The organism is Nocardia araoensis NBRC 100135 (assembly GCF_000308435.1).
GTDB lineage: Bacteria > Actinomycetota > Actinomycetes > Mycobacteriales > Mycobacteriaceae > Nocardia > Nocardia araoensis.
Genome location: NZ_BAFR01000109.1, coordinates 1 through 17,239, shown reverse-complemented (window position 1 = coordinate 17,239; position 17,239 = coordinate 1). Strand labels below are relative to the sequence as shown.

General features: G+C 68.3%; 10 protein-coding genes. 7 read left to right on the top strand and 3 right to left on the bottom strand.

Going from position 1 to position 17,239, the window contains the following annotated elements:
• The first annotated feature begins 106 nt into the window (after positions 1-106).
• Positions 107-1,117, top strand: a complete 1,011-nt coding sequence (locus tag ON21_RS14050) for an alpha/beta hydrolase (RefSeq protein ID WP_039798321.1) — start codon at positions 107-109, stop codon at positions 1,115-1,117.
• Entirely contained in the window at positions 1,087-2,532 is a 1,446-nt protein-coding gene (locus tag ON21_RS14045) for an MFS transporter (protein ID WP_245562599.1), read from the top strand. Before ON21_RS14050 ends, ON21_RS14045 begins: the two co-directional genes overlap by 31 nt.
• A gap of 268 nt (positions 2,533-2,800) precedes the next feature.
• On the opposite strand, the gene ON21_RS14040 is transcribed toward ON21_RS14045, so the two are convergent.
• Positions 2,801-5,011: an MMPL family transporter gene (locus tag ON21_RS14040; RefSeq protein ID WP_039798320.1), complete on the bottom strand. Its 2,211-nt coding sequence runs from the start codon at positions 5,009-5,011 to the stop codon at positions 2,801-2,803.
• Between the two features lie 266 nt (positions 5,012-5,277).
• Here ON21_RS14040 and ON21_RS14035 point away from each other — a divergent pair, with 266 nt between their 5' ends.
• From ON21_RS14035 to ON21_RS14025, 3 genes are read left to right on the top strand one after another with little or no spacing between them, the layout of a single operon-like run.
• The gene (locus tag ON21_RS14035) at positions 5,278-11,685 is read left to right on the top strand and encodes a type I polyketide synthase (RefSeq protein ID WP_039798319.1); all 6,408 of its coding nucleotides are present in this window, start codon (positions 5,278-5,280) and stop codon (positions 11,683-11,685) included.
• A gap of 31 nt (positions 11,686-11,716) precedes the next feature.
• Positions 11,717-13,114 carry a condensation domain-containing protein gene (locus tag ON21_RS14030; protein WP_039798318.1) on the top strand — a complete coding sequence of 466 codons (1,398 nt, stop codon included), beginning with the start codon at positions 11,717-11,719 and terminating at the stop codon, positions 13,112-13,114.
• 9 nt (positions 13,115-13,123) lie between these two features.
• Positions 13,124-13,807, top strand: a complete 684-nt coding sequence (locus ON21_RS14025; RefSeq protein ID WP_039798317.1) for a hypothetical protein — start codon at positions 13,124-13,126, stop codon at positions 13,805-13,807.
• Between the two features lie 90 nt (positions 13,808-13,897).
• Here ON21_RS14025 and ON21_RS14020 read toward each other — a convergent pair whose 3' ends face one another.
• The gene (locus ON21_RS14020) at positions 13,898-14,311 is read right to left on the bottom strand and encodes a hypothetical protein (RefSeq protein WP_157170837.1); all 414 of its coding nucleotides are present in this window, start codon (positions 14,309-14,311) and stop codon (positions 13,898-13,900) included.
• A gap of 490 nt (positions 14,312-14,801) precedes the next feature.
• Between ON21_RS14020 and ON21_RS14015 the strand changes: the two genes are divergently transcribed.
• Both ON21_RS14015 and ON21_RS14010 read left to right on the top strand, forming a co-directional pair.
• A complete protein-coding gene (locus ON21_RS14015) occupies positions 14,802-16,154 on the top strand; it encodes an AAA family ATPase (RefSeq protein ID WP_051020785.1) in 1,353 nt (450 codons plus the stop codon).
• Positions 16,138-16,722 carry an RloB family protein gene (locus ON21_RS14010; RefSeq protein ID WP_083880611.1) on the top strand — a complete coding sequence of 195 codons (585 nt, stop codon included), beginning with the start codon at positions 16,138-16,140 and terminating at the stop codon, positions 16,720-16,722. Before ON21_RS14015 ends, ON21_RS14010 begins: the two co-directional genes overlap by 17 nt.
• Before the next feature lie 202 nt (positions 16,723-16,924).
• Here the strand turns inward: ON21_RS14010 and ON21_RS14005 are convergent.
• Positions 16,925-17,239, bottom strand: a 315-nt coding sequence (locus ON21_RS14005) for an MMPL family transporter (RefSeq protein ID WP_039798315.1), incomplete at its 5' end; no start/stop codon positions are given.

The window sequence follows — 17,239 nt, the reverse complement described above, 5'->3', positions numbered from 1 at the left end:
GAGGCGAATTGGTAGGAAACACAGAATCGTACGAAAACCCGGCGGCCGGGACGCGCGATGTTATTGACTGCGAATTCGAGCCCTCCTCCCTGGGCCAGGAGTCGACATGCCCGGATTTTCGCATCGAACAGGCGCGGTGCTCGCCGCGGTCCTCATTTCCATTTGCGCGATGATCGGCGCACAGCCGGTCCGTGCCGACCCGCCGCGACCCGCCGCGGCGGCAGACGGATCGCGAATAGTGGAAGCCCGGCTCGAATCCGACCGCCAATCCGAACTCGAGGTGTACTCGGCCGCGATGAACACCACCACGCGAATTCGCCTGCTGCGCGCGGCCGATCCGAACACACCGGCGCCCACCTTCTATCTTCTCAACGGCGCCAACGGCGGTTCGGAGGGCAATTGGCTCGACGGCACCGATCTGGTCGATTTCTTCCGCGACAAGCAGGTGAACGTGGTCATCCCCTTCGGTGGTGCGGGTAGCTATTTCACCGACTGGCGCAGCGACGACCCCGTCCTCGGCAGGCAGCGCTGGTCCACCTTCCTGACCAAGGAGCTGCCGCCGCTCATCGACACCGCCTTCAACGGCACCGGAACCAACGCTATCGCCGGTATCTCGATGGCGGGGACCTCGGTCTTCCAGTTGGCCATGGCCGCACCGGGTCTGTACCGGGCCATCGGTTCCTACAGCGGCTGCGTGCGCACCAGCGACCCCGCGGGCCAGGCGGTGGTTCAGGCGGTGGTCACCCAGCAGCGCGGCACCGTGGTCAACATGTGGGGGCCGCCGACCGATCCGGCGTGGCGCGCCAACGATCCGTACCTGCACGCGGACCGGTTGCACGGCACCGCGATCTACGTTTCCGCCGGAACGGGCCTGCCAGGGCCGATGGACAACCTCGAAGGCGCGCGCGGAGACCTCACGCACCTGCTCTACCAGCTCGTGATCGGCGCCCCGCTGGAGGCGGTGGCGAACCTGTGCACCCACCAATTGCAGGACCGGCTACGCCAGCTGGGTGTCGCGGCGACCTTCGACTTCCGGCCGAACGGCACCCACTCCTGGGGCTACTGGCACCAGGACCTGCGCAATTCGTGGCCGCTGATCGAAGCGGCGATGCGATGACCCGCAAAGAGGCGGCGGTGGCGCTCGGATCGTTCGGGGCCTGTCTGATCTCGGTCTTCATGCAGATGATCGATGTGACGATCGTCAACACCGCGCTCCCGGTCGTCACCGCGGAGCTGCGGGCGTCGCGGTCCGAGCAGTTGTGGGTGGTCGCCGGGTACTCGCTGGCGTTCGCCTGCGTGCTGCTCACCGCCGCTCGTGTCGGTGCGATCGTCGGACGCCGCCGGATGTTCCTCTGGTCGGCGGTGGCCTTCACGGCGGCCTCGGTGTGGTGCGGAATGTCCACCACGGCGGTGGAACTGGTGCTCGCCCGGATCGTCCAGGGTGTGGCGGGCGCGGGCATGGCGGCACAGACCATCGCCATCATCACCGCGAGCTTCCGCCGCGAGCACCATCAGTACGCCTTCGCCGTGTACGGCGCGACAGCGGGTTTCGCCGGAATGCTCGGCCCGATCCTGGGCGGCGGGCTGATCACCCTGGATCCGTTCGGGCTCGGGTGGCACGCGATCTTCCTGATGAATCTGCCGCTGGGCGTGACGGCGATCGCGCTGGCCGCGGGCTACCTGCGGCTGGGCCCGGCGACCGATCGGGAACCACTGGATCTGCGCGGGGCCGCGGTGGCCACCGCGGCGCTGTTCGGGCTGCTGTTCGCGCTGTCGGACAGTCAACAGGCGGGCTGGCGTCCGCTGCACGGGGTGTACCTCGCGGCCGCGGTGGTGCTGGGCGCGGTGTTCGTGGCCCATGAGCGCGCGACGCGTCGCCGCGGCGGCCGCGCCCTGGTACGGCTGGACCTGTTCGCCGACCGCGGATTCGCGGTCGGATCGGCACTGGTGGCGATCTTCTTCGGCCTGTTCACCGCGTTCGTGTTCACCGTATCGATCCTGCTGCAGGACGTGCTGCGATTCTCCGCCCTGCGTACGGGCGTCGCCATGACGCCGTTCGCCCTCGGCGCGGGCGCGGGCGCGGTGCTGTCACCGGTTCTGCTGCGGCGCTGGGGAACTCGAGCACTGTCCGCGGGTATCGCCGTTTTCGGCGGATGCGTCGCTGTCGGAGTGGGATATCTGTACGTGGGTGACGGGGCCGTGAACCTCCCGCTGGTGCTGGGCCCGACGTTTCTCGCGGGCTTCGGAGTCGGGGTGTTCGGCGTGCCGCTACAGCCGCTGATGCTGGCGGATTTGGACGACCAGGCCATGGGCGAGGCGTCGGGCGTACTCCCCACCATCGAGCAGATCGGCAATTCGGTCGGACTGGCGGTGCTCAGCGCACTGTTCTTCCGCGCGCACACGCTGTCGGGCAGCATGATCATGCTCTCGGCCATCGTCGCCGCGGCCCTCGGCCTGGCCGCGCTCACATCGGCCCTGCCGGACCGCGCGCGGGCGGCCAGCAGTCCGTGGAGCTGGTCGACCGCGAACTGAGCCTGCGCGATATCGCGGCACGGCACCGCGACCGCACCGGGATCGACTACCGGGTCTGCGGTATGCCGCATCCTGCGAACGCCGCAGCTGGCACCGGGCGCGGCTCGCGCACCTACCGCTGCCGCGGTGATCCGTTGGGCTCGATCGACAGGCGTTCGGACTCGCCGGTGCCGAGGGCGACAGCACCACCACCGAAGATGTCGCGATGCCCGCGCGGTGTCCATGTACTCGCGAACCCGGTGGATCAGGCCGTCGCCCTGCGGACAGCTCAGGGGCGTTCCGAGCCCCGGACGGCTTCGCTGCGAGGCTCCTCGCGTTCGGGAGAGGTCCGGTGCGGCCCGCCGCGTTGCGTGACGCGTCGCAGCCAGGACGGGGACCACCAGCAGGCGTCGCCCAGCAGGCGCATGGTGGCGGGCACCAGCAGCATGCGCAGGATGGTCGCGTCGATGAACAGCGCCGCCACCATGCCGTAGGCGATGTACTGCATCATGACCAGATCCGACCACGCGAAGGCGCCGGTCACCACCAACAGGATCAGGGCGGCGGCGGTGATGATCCAGCCGGTGCGGGCGATGCCCGCGCGCACCGCCTCGGTGGTCGTCGCACCCGCCGCCCGCGCCTCCACGATGCGGGCGAGCAGGAATATCTCGTAGTCGGTGGACAAGCCGTAGATCACGGCGACGATCAACACCAGCACCAGCGCCATGATCGGCTGCGGGGTGAACTCGAGCAGATCCGCGCCGTGGCCCTGGACGAAGATCCAGGTGAGGATGCCGAGCGTGGAGCCGAGCCCGAGCAGATTCAGCAGCGCGGCCTCGAGCGGCAGCACCAGGGAGCCGAAGGCCAGCACCATCAGCACGGTGGTGACGAGAAAGACGAGCGCGATCATCAGCGGCATCCGGCGCAGCAGCGCGTCGACACTGTCGCGCTGAACCGCGGGCTGTCCGCCGATCAGCACCGTCGTTCCCTTCGGTACCGGCATGGAACGCAGATAGTCGATGGTCGCGTTCGCGTCGTGCGCATCCCGCAGCGCGGTCGAGGTGGTGAAGACGGCCGGGTGCGCGGGTCCCTGCACCGCGGGCGGGAACGGGGCGATGAGCCCGGGAGCCCGGCCGGCCTGGGCGACCACCGCGTCGATATCGGCGGTGTTGTGGGTGATCAGCACCAGGTCCACCGGGTTGATCTGGCGCAGCGGGAAGACCTGGTCGAAGTGCTGCTGCGCCGTTCGGGCCGGATGCAGTGGTGGAAGGAAACGCTCGGAAATGCCGCCGAAGGCCACGCCGCGCACCGGGGTGATGAGCAGCACCAGGACGGCCACCACCGGAACCGTCACGGCCCATGGCCTTCGCATGACCCACCCGGCGACGCGACCCCACGGGTTGTCCGCATCGCGGTCACCGGCACGTCGCGCGTGGAACCGGTTGAAACCCAGCCGGTCCACGCGCGGTCCCAGCACGGCCAGCATGGCGGGCAGCAACGTGATCGAGATCAGCGCCGCCAGCGCCACCGTCACCATCGCGCCCACGGCGAACGAGCGCAGAAACCCCTGTGGGAACAACAGAATGGCGCCCGCGGCGACGACCACGATGGTCGCGGAGAACACCACGGTGCGCCCGGCGGTCGCGACCGTGCGCCGCACCGCCCGGGATACCTCGCGGCCTTCGGCCAGCTCCTCGCGGAACCGGCTCACGATGAACAGGCCGTAGTCGATGGCCAGGCCGAGTCCGACCATCGACACCACCGGCGAGACGAAGGAGTTGACCTCCATGACGGTGGTCATGGCGCGAATGATCCCCCATGCTCCCAGCACGGTCAGCCCGCCGACGATGAGCGGCAGCGCGGCCGCCACGACGCCACCGAACAGGAAGAACAGCAGCACCGCCACGGCGGGGACGGCGAACAGCTCCATGCGCCGCTGATCGTGGGCCATGGTGTCGTTGAGGGCGGCCGCGACCGGCTGCCCGCCCGCGACCTCCATCTCGATGCCGGGTATCCGGAACTGATCGGCCACCCTTCGATAGTTGCGCATGATCTCCGTGTCGTCGCTGCCGCGAATGGCGATGGAGGCGAAGGCGTAGTCGCGGTCCGCGGAGCCGAAGATCTCCGGCAGGCGCACCCCGGTGTCGGTGGGCCAGTAGGTGGCGTTGATCTTCGTGATCTGGCCCGGAAAGCGTTGCGGCAGGCTGTTCAGGTGACCCACGACCGTGGCGGCGAAGTCGGGGTCGTCGATCGTCTTGCCCGCCGGGGCGCGATACAGCAAGAGCACGTCGGCGATGTGGTCGTGGCCGAATGCCTCGTCTTTCAGCCGGGCCGCCCGCGCCGATTCCGAGGTCGGATCGTTCCACCCGCTGACGCTGAGGTGGTCGTCCAACCCGACGCCGTAGGCACCGAGCGCGAGCAGCGCGGCGACGACGCACCCGATGACGGTGAATCGCCGCCGGACGAGCGTATCGGTCCAGTGGGTGAACTCGGCGAACAATGCCGCCTCCTAACCGATGACATCGTATTCCGGTGGGCGCCCGGAACAGCTGAAACCTAGCAATGGCAAGGTATTTCACCGGCGGACGATCCAGAATTTCGACAAGTGACAACCCGGTTCGCGAGTGGATTGTGAAGTCTCCCTGAGCCCGCGACGGCCGGTGTGGCGGCCGTTACGCTGAGCCGAACGCCAGCTGCGCACAGGCTAATTCGTGAATCGCCGGAAAAAGAATGGCGATCGAACTTGATCCGACCCGGAGGATGTGCATGTCGGATATTGCAATTGTCGGCATCGGCTGCAGGTTTGCGGGCGGAATCGACTCGCCCGAAACTTTTTGGGAATTCGTCCTGGACAAACGCGACGGTGTGGTCGAGATGCCGGCCGATCGCTGGGATTACCGCCGCTATTACGATCCGGAACCGCGTACGCCGGGACGCAGCTACACCAAGCGCGCGGCGTTCATGACGATCGACCCGTGGGAGTTCGATCCGGACTTCTTCGGCATCTCCGCCCGCGAGGCGACCGTGCTGGATCCGCAGCAGCGACTGATGCTCGAGGTGACCTGGGAGGCGCTCGACGACGCCGGGATCGCGCGGCGCGCGGCGGGCGGGTCGATCGGCGTCTACGTCGGCGGGTTCGTGGTGGATCAGTCGGTGATCGGCGTGGTCGGGCCTGCCTTGTTCCACACCGACATGCACACCCCGGCCAGTGCGTCCTACACCATGCTGTCCAACCGGATCGCCTACGCGCTGAACCTGGTCGGTCCCGCGCTCACGGTCGACACCGCGTGCTCGTCGTCGCTGGTCGCGTTCCATCTCGCCTGCCAGGCGCTGGAGAACGGCGACTGCGAGGTGGCGCTCGCGGGCGGCGTGAACGTGATGCTGCAACCGGAGACCTTCGTCCTGATGTGCAAGGGCGGCTTCCTTGCCGCGGACGGCCGCTGCAAATCCTTCGACGCCTCCGCCGACGGCTACGGGCGCGGCGAGGGCGCGGGCATGGTGGCGCTGAAGAAGCTCGACGACGCGGTCCGCGACGGTGACCGGATCTACGCGGTGGTGAAGGCGACCGGCTCGAATCAGGACGGCCGCACCACCGCGATCACCGTGCCCAACGCCGAATCGCAAGAGGCGCTGGCCCGGTCGGTGTGCCGCCGCGCCGGGCTCGCACCGGACGCGATCACCTACGTGGAGGCGCACGGCACCGGCACGCTGGTCGGCGATCCGGTCGAGCTGCGGGCGCTGGGCCGGGTGTTCGGCGCGCCCGCGGGGCGCACGCGCTCGCTGGGCGTCGGCTCGGTGAAGTCGACACTCGGTCACACCGAGGCCGCCGCCGGTATCGCGAGCGTGATCAAGGCGGCGCTGGCGATCCGGCATCGCACCATCCCGCCGCAGGGCTGGCTGGACAAACCCAATCCCGACATCCCGTTCGACGAATTGGGGTTGCACGTCCAGCTCGAGGCGGAGGTGCTGCCCGCCGACGCCGAGCCGATGACGATCGCGGTCAACGGCTTCGGATACGGCGGCACCAACGCCCACACCATCCTGCGGGAGTTCCGGCCGGACACCACTGAACGTGTCTCGCCACCGAGGCATTTCGGTGTCCTGCCGATCTCCGCGCGCAGCACCGGGGCTGCACGGGCGCTGGCCGGTCGATTCGGCGATCTGATCGCCGCGGGCGCGGACCCGCACCGGCTGGCCGAGGCCGCATGGACGCGCATGGCGCACCATCAATACCGCACGGGCATGCTCCTCGGCGACACCGCCGACCTGGTCCGCGATCTGCGCTCGTTCGCGGCGGGCGAGGGCCGCGACGCCGCGCGGACGATCGTGGCGCGCACGGCCGAACCGGTGTTCGTCTTCTCGGGCATGGGTCCGCAGTGGTGGGGAATGGCGCGCGAATCGCTCGGCGGAGAGGGCGCCTTCGCCGATACGGCGCGGGCGATCGACGCGGAGTTCCGATCCATCGCGGGTTGGTCGATCATCGAGGAACTGCTGCGGCCCGAGCGGGAGTCCCGGGTGACCAGCACCGAGGTGGCGCAGCCTGCCAACTTTCTCGTGCAGGTGGCGCTGGTGCGGGAGTTGGCCGAGTACGGTATCCGGCCCGCGGCCGTGGTCGGGCACAGCGTGGGCGAGGTGTCGGCGGCCTATGTGAGCGGCATGCTGTCGCTGCGCGACGCGGTGCTGGTGGCCTACCACCGGGCCCGGTTGCAGGCGACGACCGCCGGTTCGGGTGGCATGCTCGCGGTCGGGATGTCGCCCGGGCAGGCCCGCGAGCTCGTCGGCGACGACCAGCGGGTCGATGTCGCCGCGATCAACAGCGCGAGCTCGCTGACCTTGGCCGGTGACATCGACCGCCTCGACGAGATCGCCGAAAAGCTCACCGAGGACGGTATCTTCGCACGCCGACTGCGCGTCGAGGTGCCGTACCACAGCCGGTTGATGGACCCCATCCTGGACGAGCTGCGCGCGGCGCTGGCCGGGCTGACGCCGATGGCGCCGACCGTGCCGCTGTACTCCTCGGTCACCGGCGAACCGGTGCTCGGCCCGGACTGGGACGCCGAGTACTGGTGCGCGAACGTGCGGCAGCCCGTCCGGTTCGCCGACGCGGTCACGACGTTGATCGGCGCGGACAGCCGGGTCTTCCTGGAGGTCGGCCCGCACCCGGTGCTGTCGGGCAACATCCGCGAAGCGCTGCTCGGCGCGGACGTCACCGGCACGACGGTGCCGACGCTGGATCGCAAGCAGCCGGATTCGGTGAGCATCCGCCGCACCCTCATCGGCCTCTACGGCGCGGGCGTCCTCGACCTCGACGAGCTGTTCCCGCCGCGGCACCCGGCCACCCCGCACGTGCCGCTGCCGCGTTATCCGTGGCAGCGCACCCGGCTGCACGCGGCGCTGCCGCTGTTCGAGCAGGCCCGGTTGGGCACCCCCGGCGCCTACGCCATGCTCGGCGATCCCGACGTCGAGGGCAGGCCGGACTGGCTGCTGCAGGTCGGCACCGAGCTGCTGCCGTGGCTGTCCGACCATGTGGTCAACGGCGTCAAGATCATGCCGGGCGCGGCCTACCTGGATGCCGCGCTGAGCGCGACGGCCGCCCGCCTGGGTGTGGAACGGGTTGCGCTGGAACAAGTTCGATTCGTGGCCCCGCTGATCATGGGCGCGCCGGACGTGCCGCTGGTCGCGCTCACCGTCGAGGAGGCCAGCGGCCGGTTCCTGATCCGATCGCGCTCGGCGACCGGCACGGCGTGGACGGTGCACGCGTTCGGCCGCACGCTGACTGGCAGCCACAAGCCGACGAAGGTCACGGTGCCGACCCTCGACGTCGGTCTCGACGTCGACCCGCGGATGTTCTACAGCGGCTTGGCCGCGGCGGGGTTGCAGTACGGTCCGGCCTTCCGCCGCGTCACCTCGGTGCGCGTCGGCGCGGACGCGGTGGTGGCCACCGTCGACGGCACCATCGCCGCCGACTCCGGCCATCTCGCCCACCCCGCGGTGGTCGATGCCGCGATGCAGTCCGCGGCCCTGCTGTTCGCCGACGCCCGGATCGATGAGGGCACGCTGGTGCCGGTCGGTGTCGCGGCGGTGCGGCTGGTGGCGCCGCTGCCCGAGCGGATCACCGTGGTCGCGCGGCGCGATCCCCGGGCGCGGCTGCGCGCCGACGTGGATCTGCTCGACGACGAGGGCAACCTCGTGATGCGGTTGAGCGGCCTGCAGATCGGTGCGCTCGCGCCGGGCCGGGATCCGCTGCATCGGATGGTCGATTTCTACTACGCCGAGACGCTGGAACCGCGCGATGCGCTGGATCCCGCCGCGTTGCCGCAGGATTCGGTGTCCACGGTGATCGTCGCGCTGGGCAATGACTGTCGCCGCGCGGGGCAGCTGGCCGCCGCGATCCCGGGCTCCCGGCTCTACGTGGCCGGCGTGGCGGGCCGCGAACTCGCCGCCGATCTGGCCGCGACACTGGCGGCCGCCGAAGCGGAGGGCGCCGACCGGCTGCACGTCTGCGTGGTCGCGGGTGCTGTCGAGGACGATGTCGCCGATCTGTGGGTGCTGGAGCGGATCGCGGTGGCCCTCGACGAGTTCGTCCACCCGGAGGCCACCGAACAGGGGCCGCAGAGCGTCTTCGGTGACGGGTGGTGTCATGCCACCCTGGTGACCGAGCGGGCGTTCGCCCTGCCGGACAGCCGGATCCCGCCGAATTCGAGTCATGCCGCGCTGGCCGGTGCGCGCCGGGTACTGCTCAACGAGCAGTCGGCGTTGCGCTGGCGGCTGATCGACGTGGAACCCGACACCGAGATCGGCGATCTGCTCGAGGAATTGGCCGTGCCGGGCGCGTTCTGGAACGACAACCTCGACGAGGTGGTGCTGCGCGCGGGCAAGCGCTGGGTTCCGCTGGTGACCAAACCGCTCCAGGAACGCCTCGACGCCTTCGATACCGCCGAGCCGCTGACCGACCCGGAAGCCAACTTCGCATTGGAGATGCCGCGGACCCGCCTGCTGTCGGCATTGGCGTGGCGGCAGTGCCCGCGGCCGGAACCCGGTCCGGGCCGGATCGAGGTGCGGATGAAGATCATCGGCCTCAACTACAAGGATCCGCTCAAGGTCATCGGCCTGCTCGGTGAGCGCGAACTGGCGCCGACCTATTTCGGCACCGTGCCGGGAATGGAGGGCGTCGGCGAGGTGGTGCGGGTCGGCGACGGGATCACCGACGTCGCCGTGGGCGATCTGGTCGCGGTCGCGGCCAAGGGCATGATGCAACGCTACGTCGTCGTCGACCGGCAGCTGGCCATCCCGCTGCCCCCCGACGCCGATCCGGCCTACTGCACCAGCACCATCGCCTTCGGCACGGCCGAATACGCGCTGCTGGATCTGGCCCGGCTGGAACCGGGCGAGACGGTGCTGATCCACGGCGCCGCGGGCGGCGTCGGCACGGCCGCGATCCAGGTGGCCAAGGATCGCGGCGCGCGCATCATCGGTACCGCGAGCACCGACCAGCGCCGCGCCCACGTGCTGGCCCTCGGCGCCGATCACGCGATCGACTCGCGCTCGCTCAACTTCGTCGACGACGTCCTGGAGCTGACCGGCGGCAAGGGCGTCGAGGTGGTGCTCAGCAGCGCGCCGGGGGAGATCCTGCGCCAGAACTTCAACGCCGTCGCGGAATTCGGGCGCATCGTCGAGGTCGGCAAGGCCGACATCTACACCGGCGGCCTGCTGGAGATGGCCAACTTCGACAAGAACCTGGCGTACTTCTCGATGGACTTGGACCGCCTGGTCGCCGTCGACGCGCAGCGGCTGGCCCGCCTGTTGCAGCGGGTCTACGAGAAGGTGCTCGCCGGCACCTACAAGCCGCTGCCCTACCAGCTGTTCGAGACCGACGAGGTGGGCCGGGCCTTCGAGGAGACCATCCGCTCGACCGGTCTGGCCCGGATCGCGCTGCGCATGGATTCGCCGACCCCGGCGGTGCGGCCGTACCTGCCGGAGATCGAGATCGACGGCGCCGCGACCTATCTGGTCACCGGCGGATTCGGTGGGTTCGGGATGGCCATCGGCCGCTGGCTGGTACTGCGCGGGGCACGGCGGCTGGTACTGCTCGGCCGCGGCGGCGCGGGCACGGAAGAGGCACGCCGCCAGCTCGAGGCGTGGCGCACCGTCGGCGTCGAGGTGGTCGAGGAGCGGGCCGACGTCACCGATCCGGCGGCGATCGCCGCGATCGTCGCGCGGGCCCACAGCGCCGAGCACCCGCTGCGCGGGGTGTTCCACGCGGCGGGCGCGGTGGCCGACAACCGCTTGGCCGCAATGCGATTCGACGAATTGGTCAGGGTGTATCGCCCGAAGGTGCACGGCGCCCGCGTGTTGCACCAGGCCGTGGCCGACGCCGGGATCCGGTTGGACATGTTCGTCCTGTGTTCCTCGGGCGGCTCGATGTACGGCATCTACGGTCAGTACAACTACTGCGCGGCCAACGTGGCGGTGGAGTCGCTGGCCGAGGAATGGTCCCGGGCCGGCGAGCGGGCGCTGTGCGTCGGCTGGGGGCATCTGTCGGGCGCGACGGGCGGCATGGCCGCCGACGAGACGGCCCTGAAGTACCTCGACCTGGTCGGCTTCGATCCGATCGACATGGCAGATGCCACCGCCTATCTCGAGCAGACGCTGCGCCTGGGTGTGGCCCGCGCGGCGATCATCCCGACCGACTGGGCCAAGCTGACCGGCACGTTCCCGCAGCTGACTCGCACGGGCCGCACGACCGCGCTCGCGCAGGCCTCCGCCAAGGACACCTCCGAACTGGCCCGGCTGCGCGCGGAGGTGGCCGCGATCGAAGAGGGCAAGCGCGGGGCCTTCGTCGCCCGCAAGATGGCCGAGGAACTGGCCGTGGTCATGGGTGTGCCGGTCGAGTCCATCGACATGACCGTTCCGGTGCCCGAACTCGGACTGGATTCGCTGATGGCGGTGGAACTCGGCGCGCGGGTCACCAAGACCCTCGGTATCGACCTGATGTCGCTGCAGATGGGCCGGTCGTTCAGCCTGGAGCAGGCAGGCCCGAAAGTGGCGGAACTGATCTTGGCCGCGGATTCCGGTCGGTCACAGCCGGTCGCGGATCCGGCGGAGCCGACCGCTTCGAACACCGCCGCGGCCGAACCGGCTCCGGCGCTGGTGGCGGCCGGGGCCAGGCCGTGACCGACCGCCGTCGTCGAAACGAGGTATTCCCGTGGTCCGTTTCGGGCTGATCGATGAATGGGAGCCGGGGCCGGGCCGGCTGGTCAGCTGGGTGGCGTCACCGGAATCGGTGGCGCGCGCCCGGCGGGCTCCGGTGCACCCGGCCCCGCCCTCGCACCAGCAGGAGCAGTACCTCCGGCTCGCGGATCGGCACGCCGACGCGGATTTCCGGTACTCGGGCCTGTGCCTGGTGACCGCGGAGATCCCGACCGGCGGCCTGGACCCGGCCGCGATGACGCGGGCGGTCAACGCGTTCCTGCTGCGCCACGACACCTTCCGGACCTGGTTCCGGGTCGACTCCGCCGGCGCGATCGAGCGGCACCTCGTGCCCGAGGAGGACGTCGACTTCGTGCCGGTCGACCACGGCCACGTGGACGAGGCCAGGGCCATCCGCGACCATGTCCAGAAGACGACGCCGGGGCCTTTCGACTGGGACTGCTTCACCTTCGGGGCGATCGAACGCGAGGATTCGACCACGGTCTACCTGGCGGTCGACCATCTGCACACCGATGGATTCGGCCAGTACCTGTCCGGGTTCGACCTCGCGCTGCTGTATCTGCGCGAGGTGTGGGAGGACGTCGGCATGCTGCATCCCGCGGCCAGCTATCTCGACTACTGCACCGCCGAGCGGGAGTACACCGGCCGGATGACGCTCGCCTCGCCCGGCGTGCAGAAGTGGCTGGAGCTGATCCGCGGGAACGACGGCGAACTGCCCTCCTTCCCGCTGGATCTGGGCAGGCGGACCGATGTGTACAACCGCAGCGCGCACCGCACGGTCACCCTGTTCGACGAGGCCACCGCGCTGCGATTCGAGCGGGTCTGCCGCGACAACGGCGCGGAATTCGTCGGCGGCATCTTCGCGGCGGCGGCGCTGGCCGAGCGCGAGCTCATCGACAGCGACTACTACTTCGGCATGACTCCGGTCAGCACCCGAGGTTCCGCGGCCGAACGCGCCTCCGTCGGCTGGTATGTGACGCTGCTACCGGTGGCCTTTCCGATCGCGCCCACGACCACCTTCGCCAGGGCCGCGGCCATCGCGCAGCGCGCGTACGAGAACGGCCTTCGCCTGGCTCCCACTTCGTTCCAGCGCGTGGTGGAACTGCTGCCCGCCGATTCCGATCTCGACCTGGAACCGGGCTGGTCCATGCCGATGATCTCCTACGTCGACGCCAGGGAACTGCTCGGCAACGAGTTCTTCGACCTGGCGTCGTGCGGGTTGTACGCCAATCGCGCCGCCTCCGAACAGGTGCTGATCTGGATCAACCGGCTCGCGTCGGAGACCACGCTGAGCGTCATCTACCCGGACACGCCGGTCGCGCACGGTTCCGTCGAGCGCTACGTGGCCACGCTCGAAGCGGTGTTCGCGGCGGCGGCCGGGGACACACCTTGAGGAGGACATGTGCGTACCGCCTTTCGTGATCCGGGGATCCCCGACGGAGAGAAGTCCGTCTACACCGTCACCGTCGCCGATCGGCCGCCGAAGCTGGACCTGATCAGCGTGGTGTCGCACGACGGCGACGGTTACCGCTCGATGCTCGAGGTCGGCCTCGGGCACGCGAATTTCGCGATGACCATCGAGCAGCGGTTCCGGCGCTGCGGAGACCGGTTGTCGGCGGAGCGCTACCGCGCCGAAACCCGCTCGGGCCCAAAGGTGGTCACCCGAGAGGAGGCCAACTTCGTCGGCACCGCCCATCTCCAGTTCGGTGGCGGGATCGCGCCCTTTCCGGCCAACGTGATGCCGCTCGCCGGTGGCCTGACGCTGCTGCGCGGCCTGGACTTCACCGAGGGCGCCGAGGAGTGCGTCGACCTGTGGCTGGCCTTCTCGGCGCACATTCCGCTCGGGGCGAAAGTGGAGCAGCGCACCGTCGTCGACGTACCGGCCGGTCGCATCACCAGCTGGCAGGTACGGCTGCGGCCGCGCTTGTCCGGGCTGAACACGATGGTGGAGAAGGTGATCGGCGGGTTCCTGCCACCTGCGGTGGCCCACTTCGACGCGGCCGCGCCGCACCGGCTGGTGCGGCTCGGCTTCCCGACCGGGCCGATGCCGTGGGACCCACGCGGCCTGCTGGAACTGGTCGCGTAGGACTACACGTCGAGCGATGGATGTGGTCGGCCGTGCGCGATGAAAGAGCCGCCCGGCTCGCACTGCTCGCGCGCCGGGCGGCTCGATGTGTCAGCTGATCTGGGTGCCCGACCAGCCGAAGCTGAAGCTGTGGCCCTTCGAAGTGCACAGCAGGGCGCCCCGGCCGCCTCCGGTGCAGCTGGCGCCACCGTTGGTGAGGGTGCCCGCGATCGGCGGGCTGCCGGGGACGCCGTGCGAGCCGGTGAGTCCGAAGGTCGGGTGGGCGGGCAGGAACGGCAGGTCGATCGCCAGATCGTAGACCGTGAATCCGAACAGATTGGTGCCGAACGGGATATCGCAGCCGACGTCACCGTTCGAATGGATCGAGCAGTTCGAACTGGCGTAGCTGAAGTACACGGTGCCGTCGTCCACGGTCTGCGCCGGGGTGGCGCCGGCGACCGCGCCGCCCGCCATCGTGAGCGCAGCCGCGAAAACCGCAGGTAAGGTGAGTTTACGGAGATTCATACCATGAATCTAGTCAAAGTGATGGTTCAGCAAGATCTTTCGCGCAAATGACAGGCGGAACGAACACCTTCGCCACCCTCTGCTGCGCCATATGTTGCAAGACCTCGAGTTAAGTTCTAGGCGCGCTGCCTCCTACGCGTCCGAGGTCGTGGCTGTCTCTTCGGTGGTCACCGGCTCCTGCCCACCGGATGACTTGGATGGCGGCGACGGCTTCGACCTGCCTGGTCTGCTTTTGGGGGAAGCGTCCCCGCAGCCCGCCGAAGCTATCGAGCAGGTCGGTCCGGTTCGAGTAAGTTCCCGCCATCTCCACTGAGGAGGCTCCTCGCCGGATAGCCGGATGGGAGTGGTTCGTTCTGGTTCTCGACGCCGTCGCTGGTCTGTGGCTCCATTGATTCGGTATGCCCTGAATGCGACATCTGAGTAATCTCAGGACCGATCTTGCAGGTATACTGCCCAAAAGGCCTTTCAACTCGGTCTCGGGAGGTGGCAGATGCTTCGTAGTTTCAGGGTCGGCAATCATCGTTCGTTCGCGGACGAGAACGAACTGTTGTTGATGCCTGCCGCTGACGATCGGCCCGCGGTTCCGGTTGCCGCAGTGTACGGGGCGAACGCCTCGGGGAAGTCCAATCTCTTGGATGGGCTCCGGTTCATGCAGCGGGCGGTGACCCAGTCGTTCTCCCAGTGGGAGCCATTCGCGGGTGTTCCGCGCGCACCTTACAGCTTCCGGACGAGTCACATATTCTCTGTGGCGTCGACTTATGTCGTCGAGATCGTGGCCGACGGGGTTCCGTGGACGTATGGGTTCACAGTCGATAACGAGCGGGTGCTCGAGGAATGGCTTTTCAGCTATCCGGAGAAGCGTAAGCGGGTGTTGTTTCAGCGGACCGGGGACGAGTACAGCTCTGGGTCGGCGATGGCAGAGCATCGGGCTCAGCTCAAACTGTTGCAGGAGCTCACACGACCCAATGCCCTGTTCCTGAGTGCTGTTGCCCAAGCCAGGCCGGATATGTTCCAGCCGGTACACCGCTGGTTCCGTGAAACGCTGATTCTGCCCGACGGGCGACGTGCTTCGACCGCTGCGATCGCTCGTCGCCTGCGTCGAGTTCTACTTCATGGTTCGGCGGCGGAGGGGGCTCGTCTGGTGGAGCTGGTTCAAGAGGCAGACTTCGGCATTGCCGCCATCGATACACCTGTTGTTCCCGAGGCTCTGCTCGACTCCATCCCGCCAGGGCAACGGCTCGACATCACAGGGCTGAAAATGCTCGATGAGTTCGCTTCGAAAAGTGAAGCGCAAATCGATGACGCGACGGAGGGTGTGCCTGCGGTGCCCGATGTGTACGCGGATAGTGTTGCTCGCGCCTTGCCTCCGCTGGTATTCGTTCATCATGGCAGTGAAGGGGCCGCGCTTCCGCTGGAACAGGAGTCCGCGGGTACCATCGCCTGGCTCGAAATCTTGCCCGGAGTGCTGGACGCACTTGATCACGGGCGGGTTCTGGTCATTGATGAGATCGACACCAGTCTTCATCCGTTGCTCACCGCGTCGCTGATCGAACTGTTCCAGTCGGACGAGACCAATTCTCGTGGCGCGCAACTGATCCTGACTACCCACGACTCATCCCTCCTCGGTACGGTCGTTCGTCCCGACGGATTGCTGCGCCGCGATCAGGTGTGGTTCGTCGAGAAGGACGACAACGGGGCCAGCTCCTTGTATCCGTTGACCGATTACAAGCCGCGCAACGAGCACAATCTTGAACGTCGATATCTCGGAGGCAGTTTCGGTGCGATCCCGCAGGTCGACTTCCATCGACTCGCGGAGGTTTTGCGGCATGGCCACCCGGCGTGAGAACTCGCGCCGTCGACGGGCGCCGTTCCGCGATCCGGTGACGCTTATTCTGATCGTTTGCGGAGGCGAAGTCACCGAGCCCGCGTACTTCCACGGTCTACGTCGCCACCTGCGCAATCCGGCAACCAAGTCCGCGGTGGCGGTGCGTCCCGAGGATCCCAAGCGCGTCGTTGCCTTCGCGGCCAGACAACGCGCAGACTACGACCAAATCTGGTGCGTTCTCGACGTCGACGAGTTCGACTACTCCGAAGCGATCCGAATGGCACGGACATCGAAAATCGATCTGGCGGTGTCGAATCCGTGTTTCGAGTACTGGCTGCTGCTTCATTTCGAGAATTGCGATGCGCCCTTGACCGGTTTCAGAGACGTCGAGAAGCGCCTCAAAAAGCACCTTCCGGCATATGACAAATCTGCGCTACGTTTCGCGGACTACAACGAGCGTGTTGAGGAAGCCGTGCGTCGCGCGAAGTCGCGGAGCGTGGACGGCGGCGATGATCATCGTGCCAATCCGTCGACAGGTGTGTGGAAACTGGTGGAACTTATGCTGCCTGAAGTCCCGGAACGGTAGCGACTTCGGACAGTGCCGGATTCCACGGGCGGCGGGAGAGAATGTCGACTCCTAGCAGGGCTGAGGATTCAGTCTCACGGTCCCAACCCATAATGGTTCAGTTTCGCCGCCTCAGGAAGTGCCGAGAGGCGAGTGGTGCCAGCGTTACACCAACTCGGCCCTCGTACCGGACGGCTTGTGACGCTCGGGTTCGCCGGAACCGTCAGCCCGCGGACGTGTGTTCCCGGATGCGGCCGACGGTGGCCGGGACGACGCGCCTGCGCCGCGGTGACCACCAGTTGGCCGGGCCCATCAGCTGGACCAGCGCGGGCACCAAGAGCATGCGGACCAGGGTGGCGTCCACGACGAGTGCGATGATCATGCCCAGGCCGAGGAAGCGCATGGGAGTCAGTGGGGACAGGGTGAACGCCCCGGTGACGATCACCAGCAGGGTCGCCGCGGCGGTGATCACACGGGCGGTCCTGACCGTGCCGACGCGCACCGCCGCGGCGGTGTCGGCGCCCGCGTCGTGCGCTTC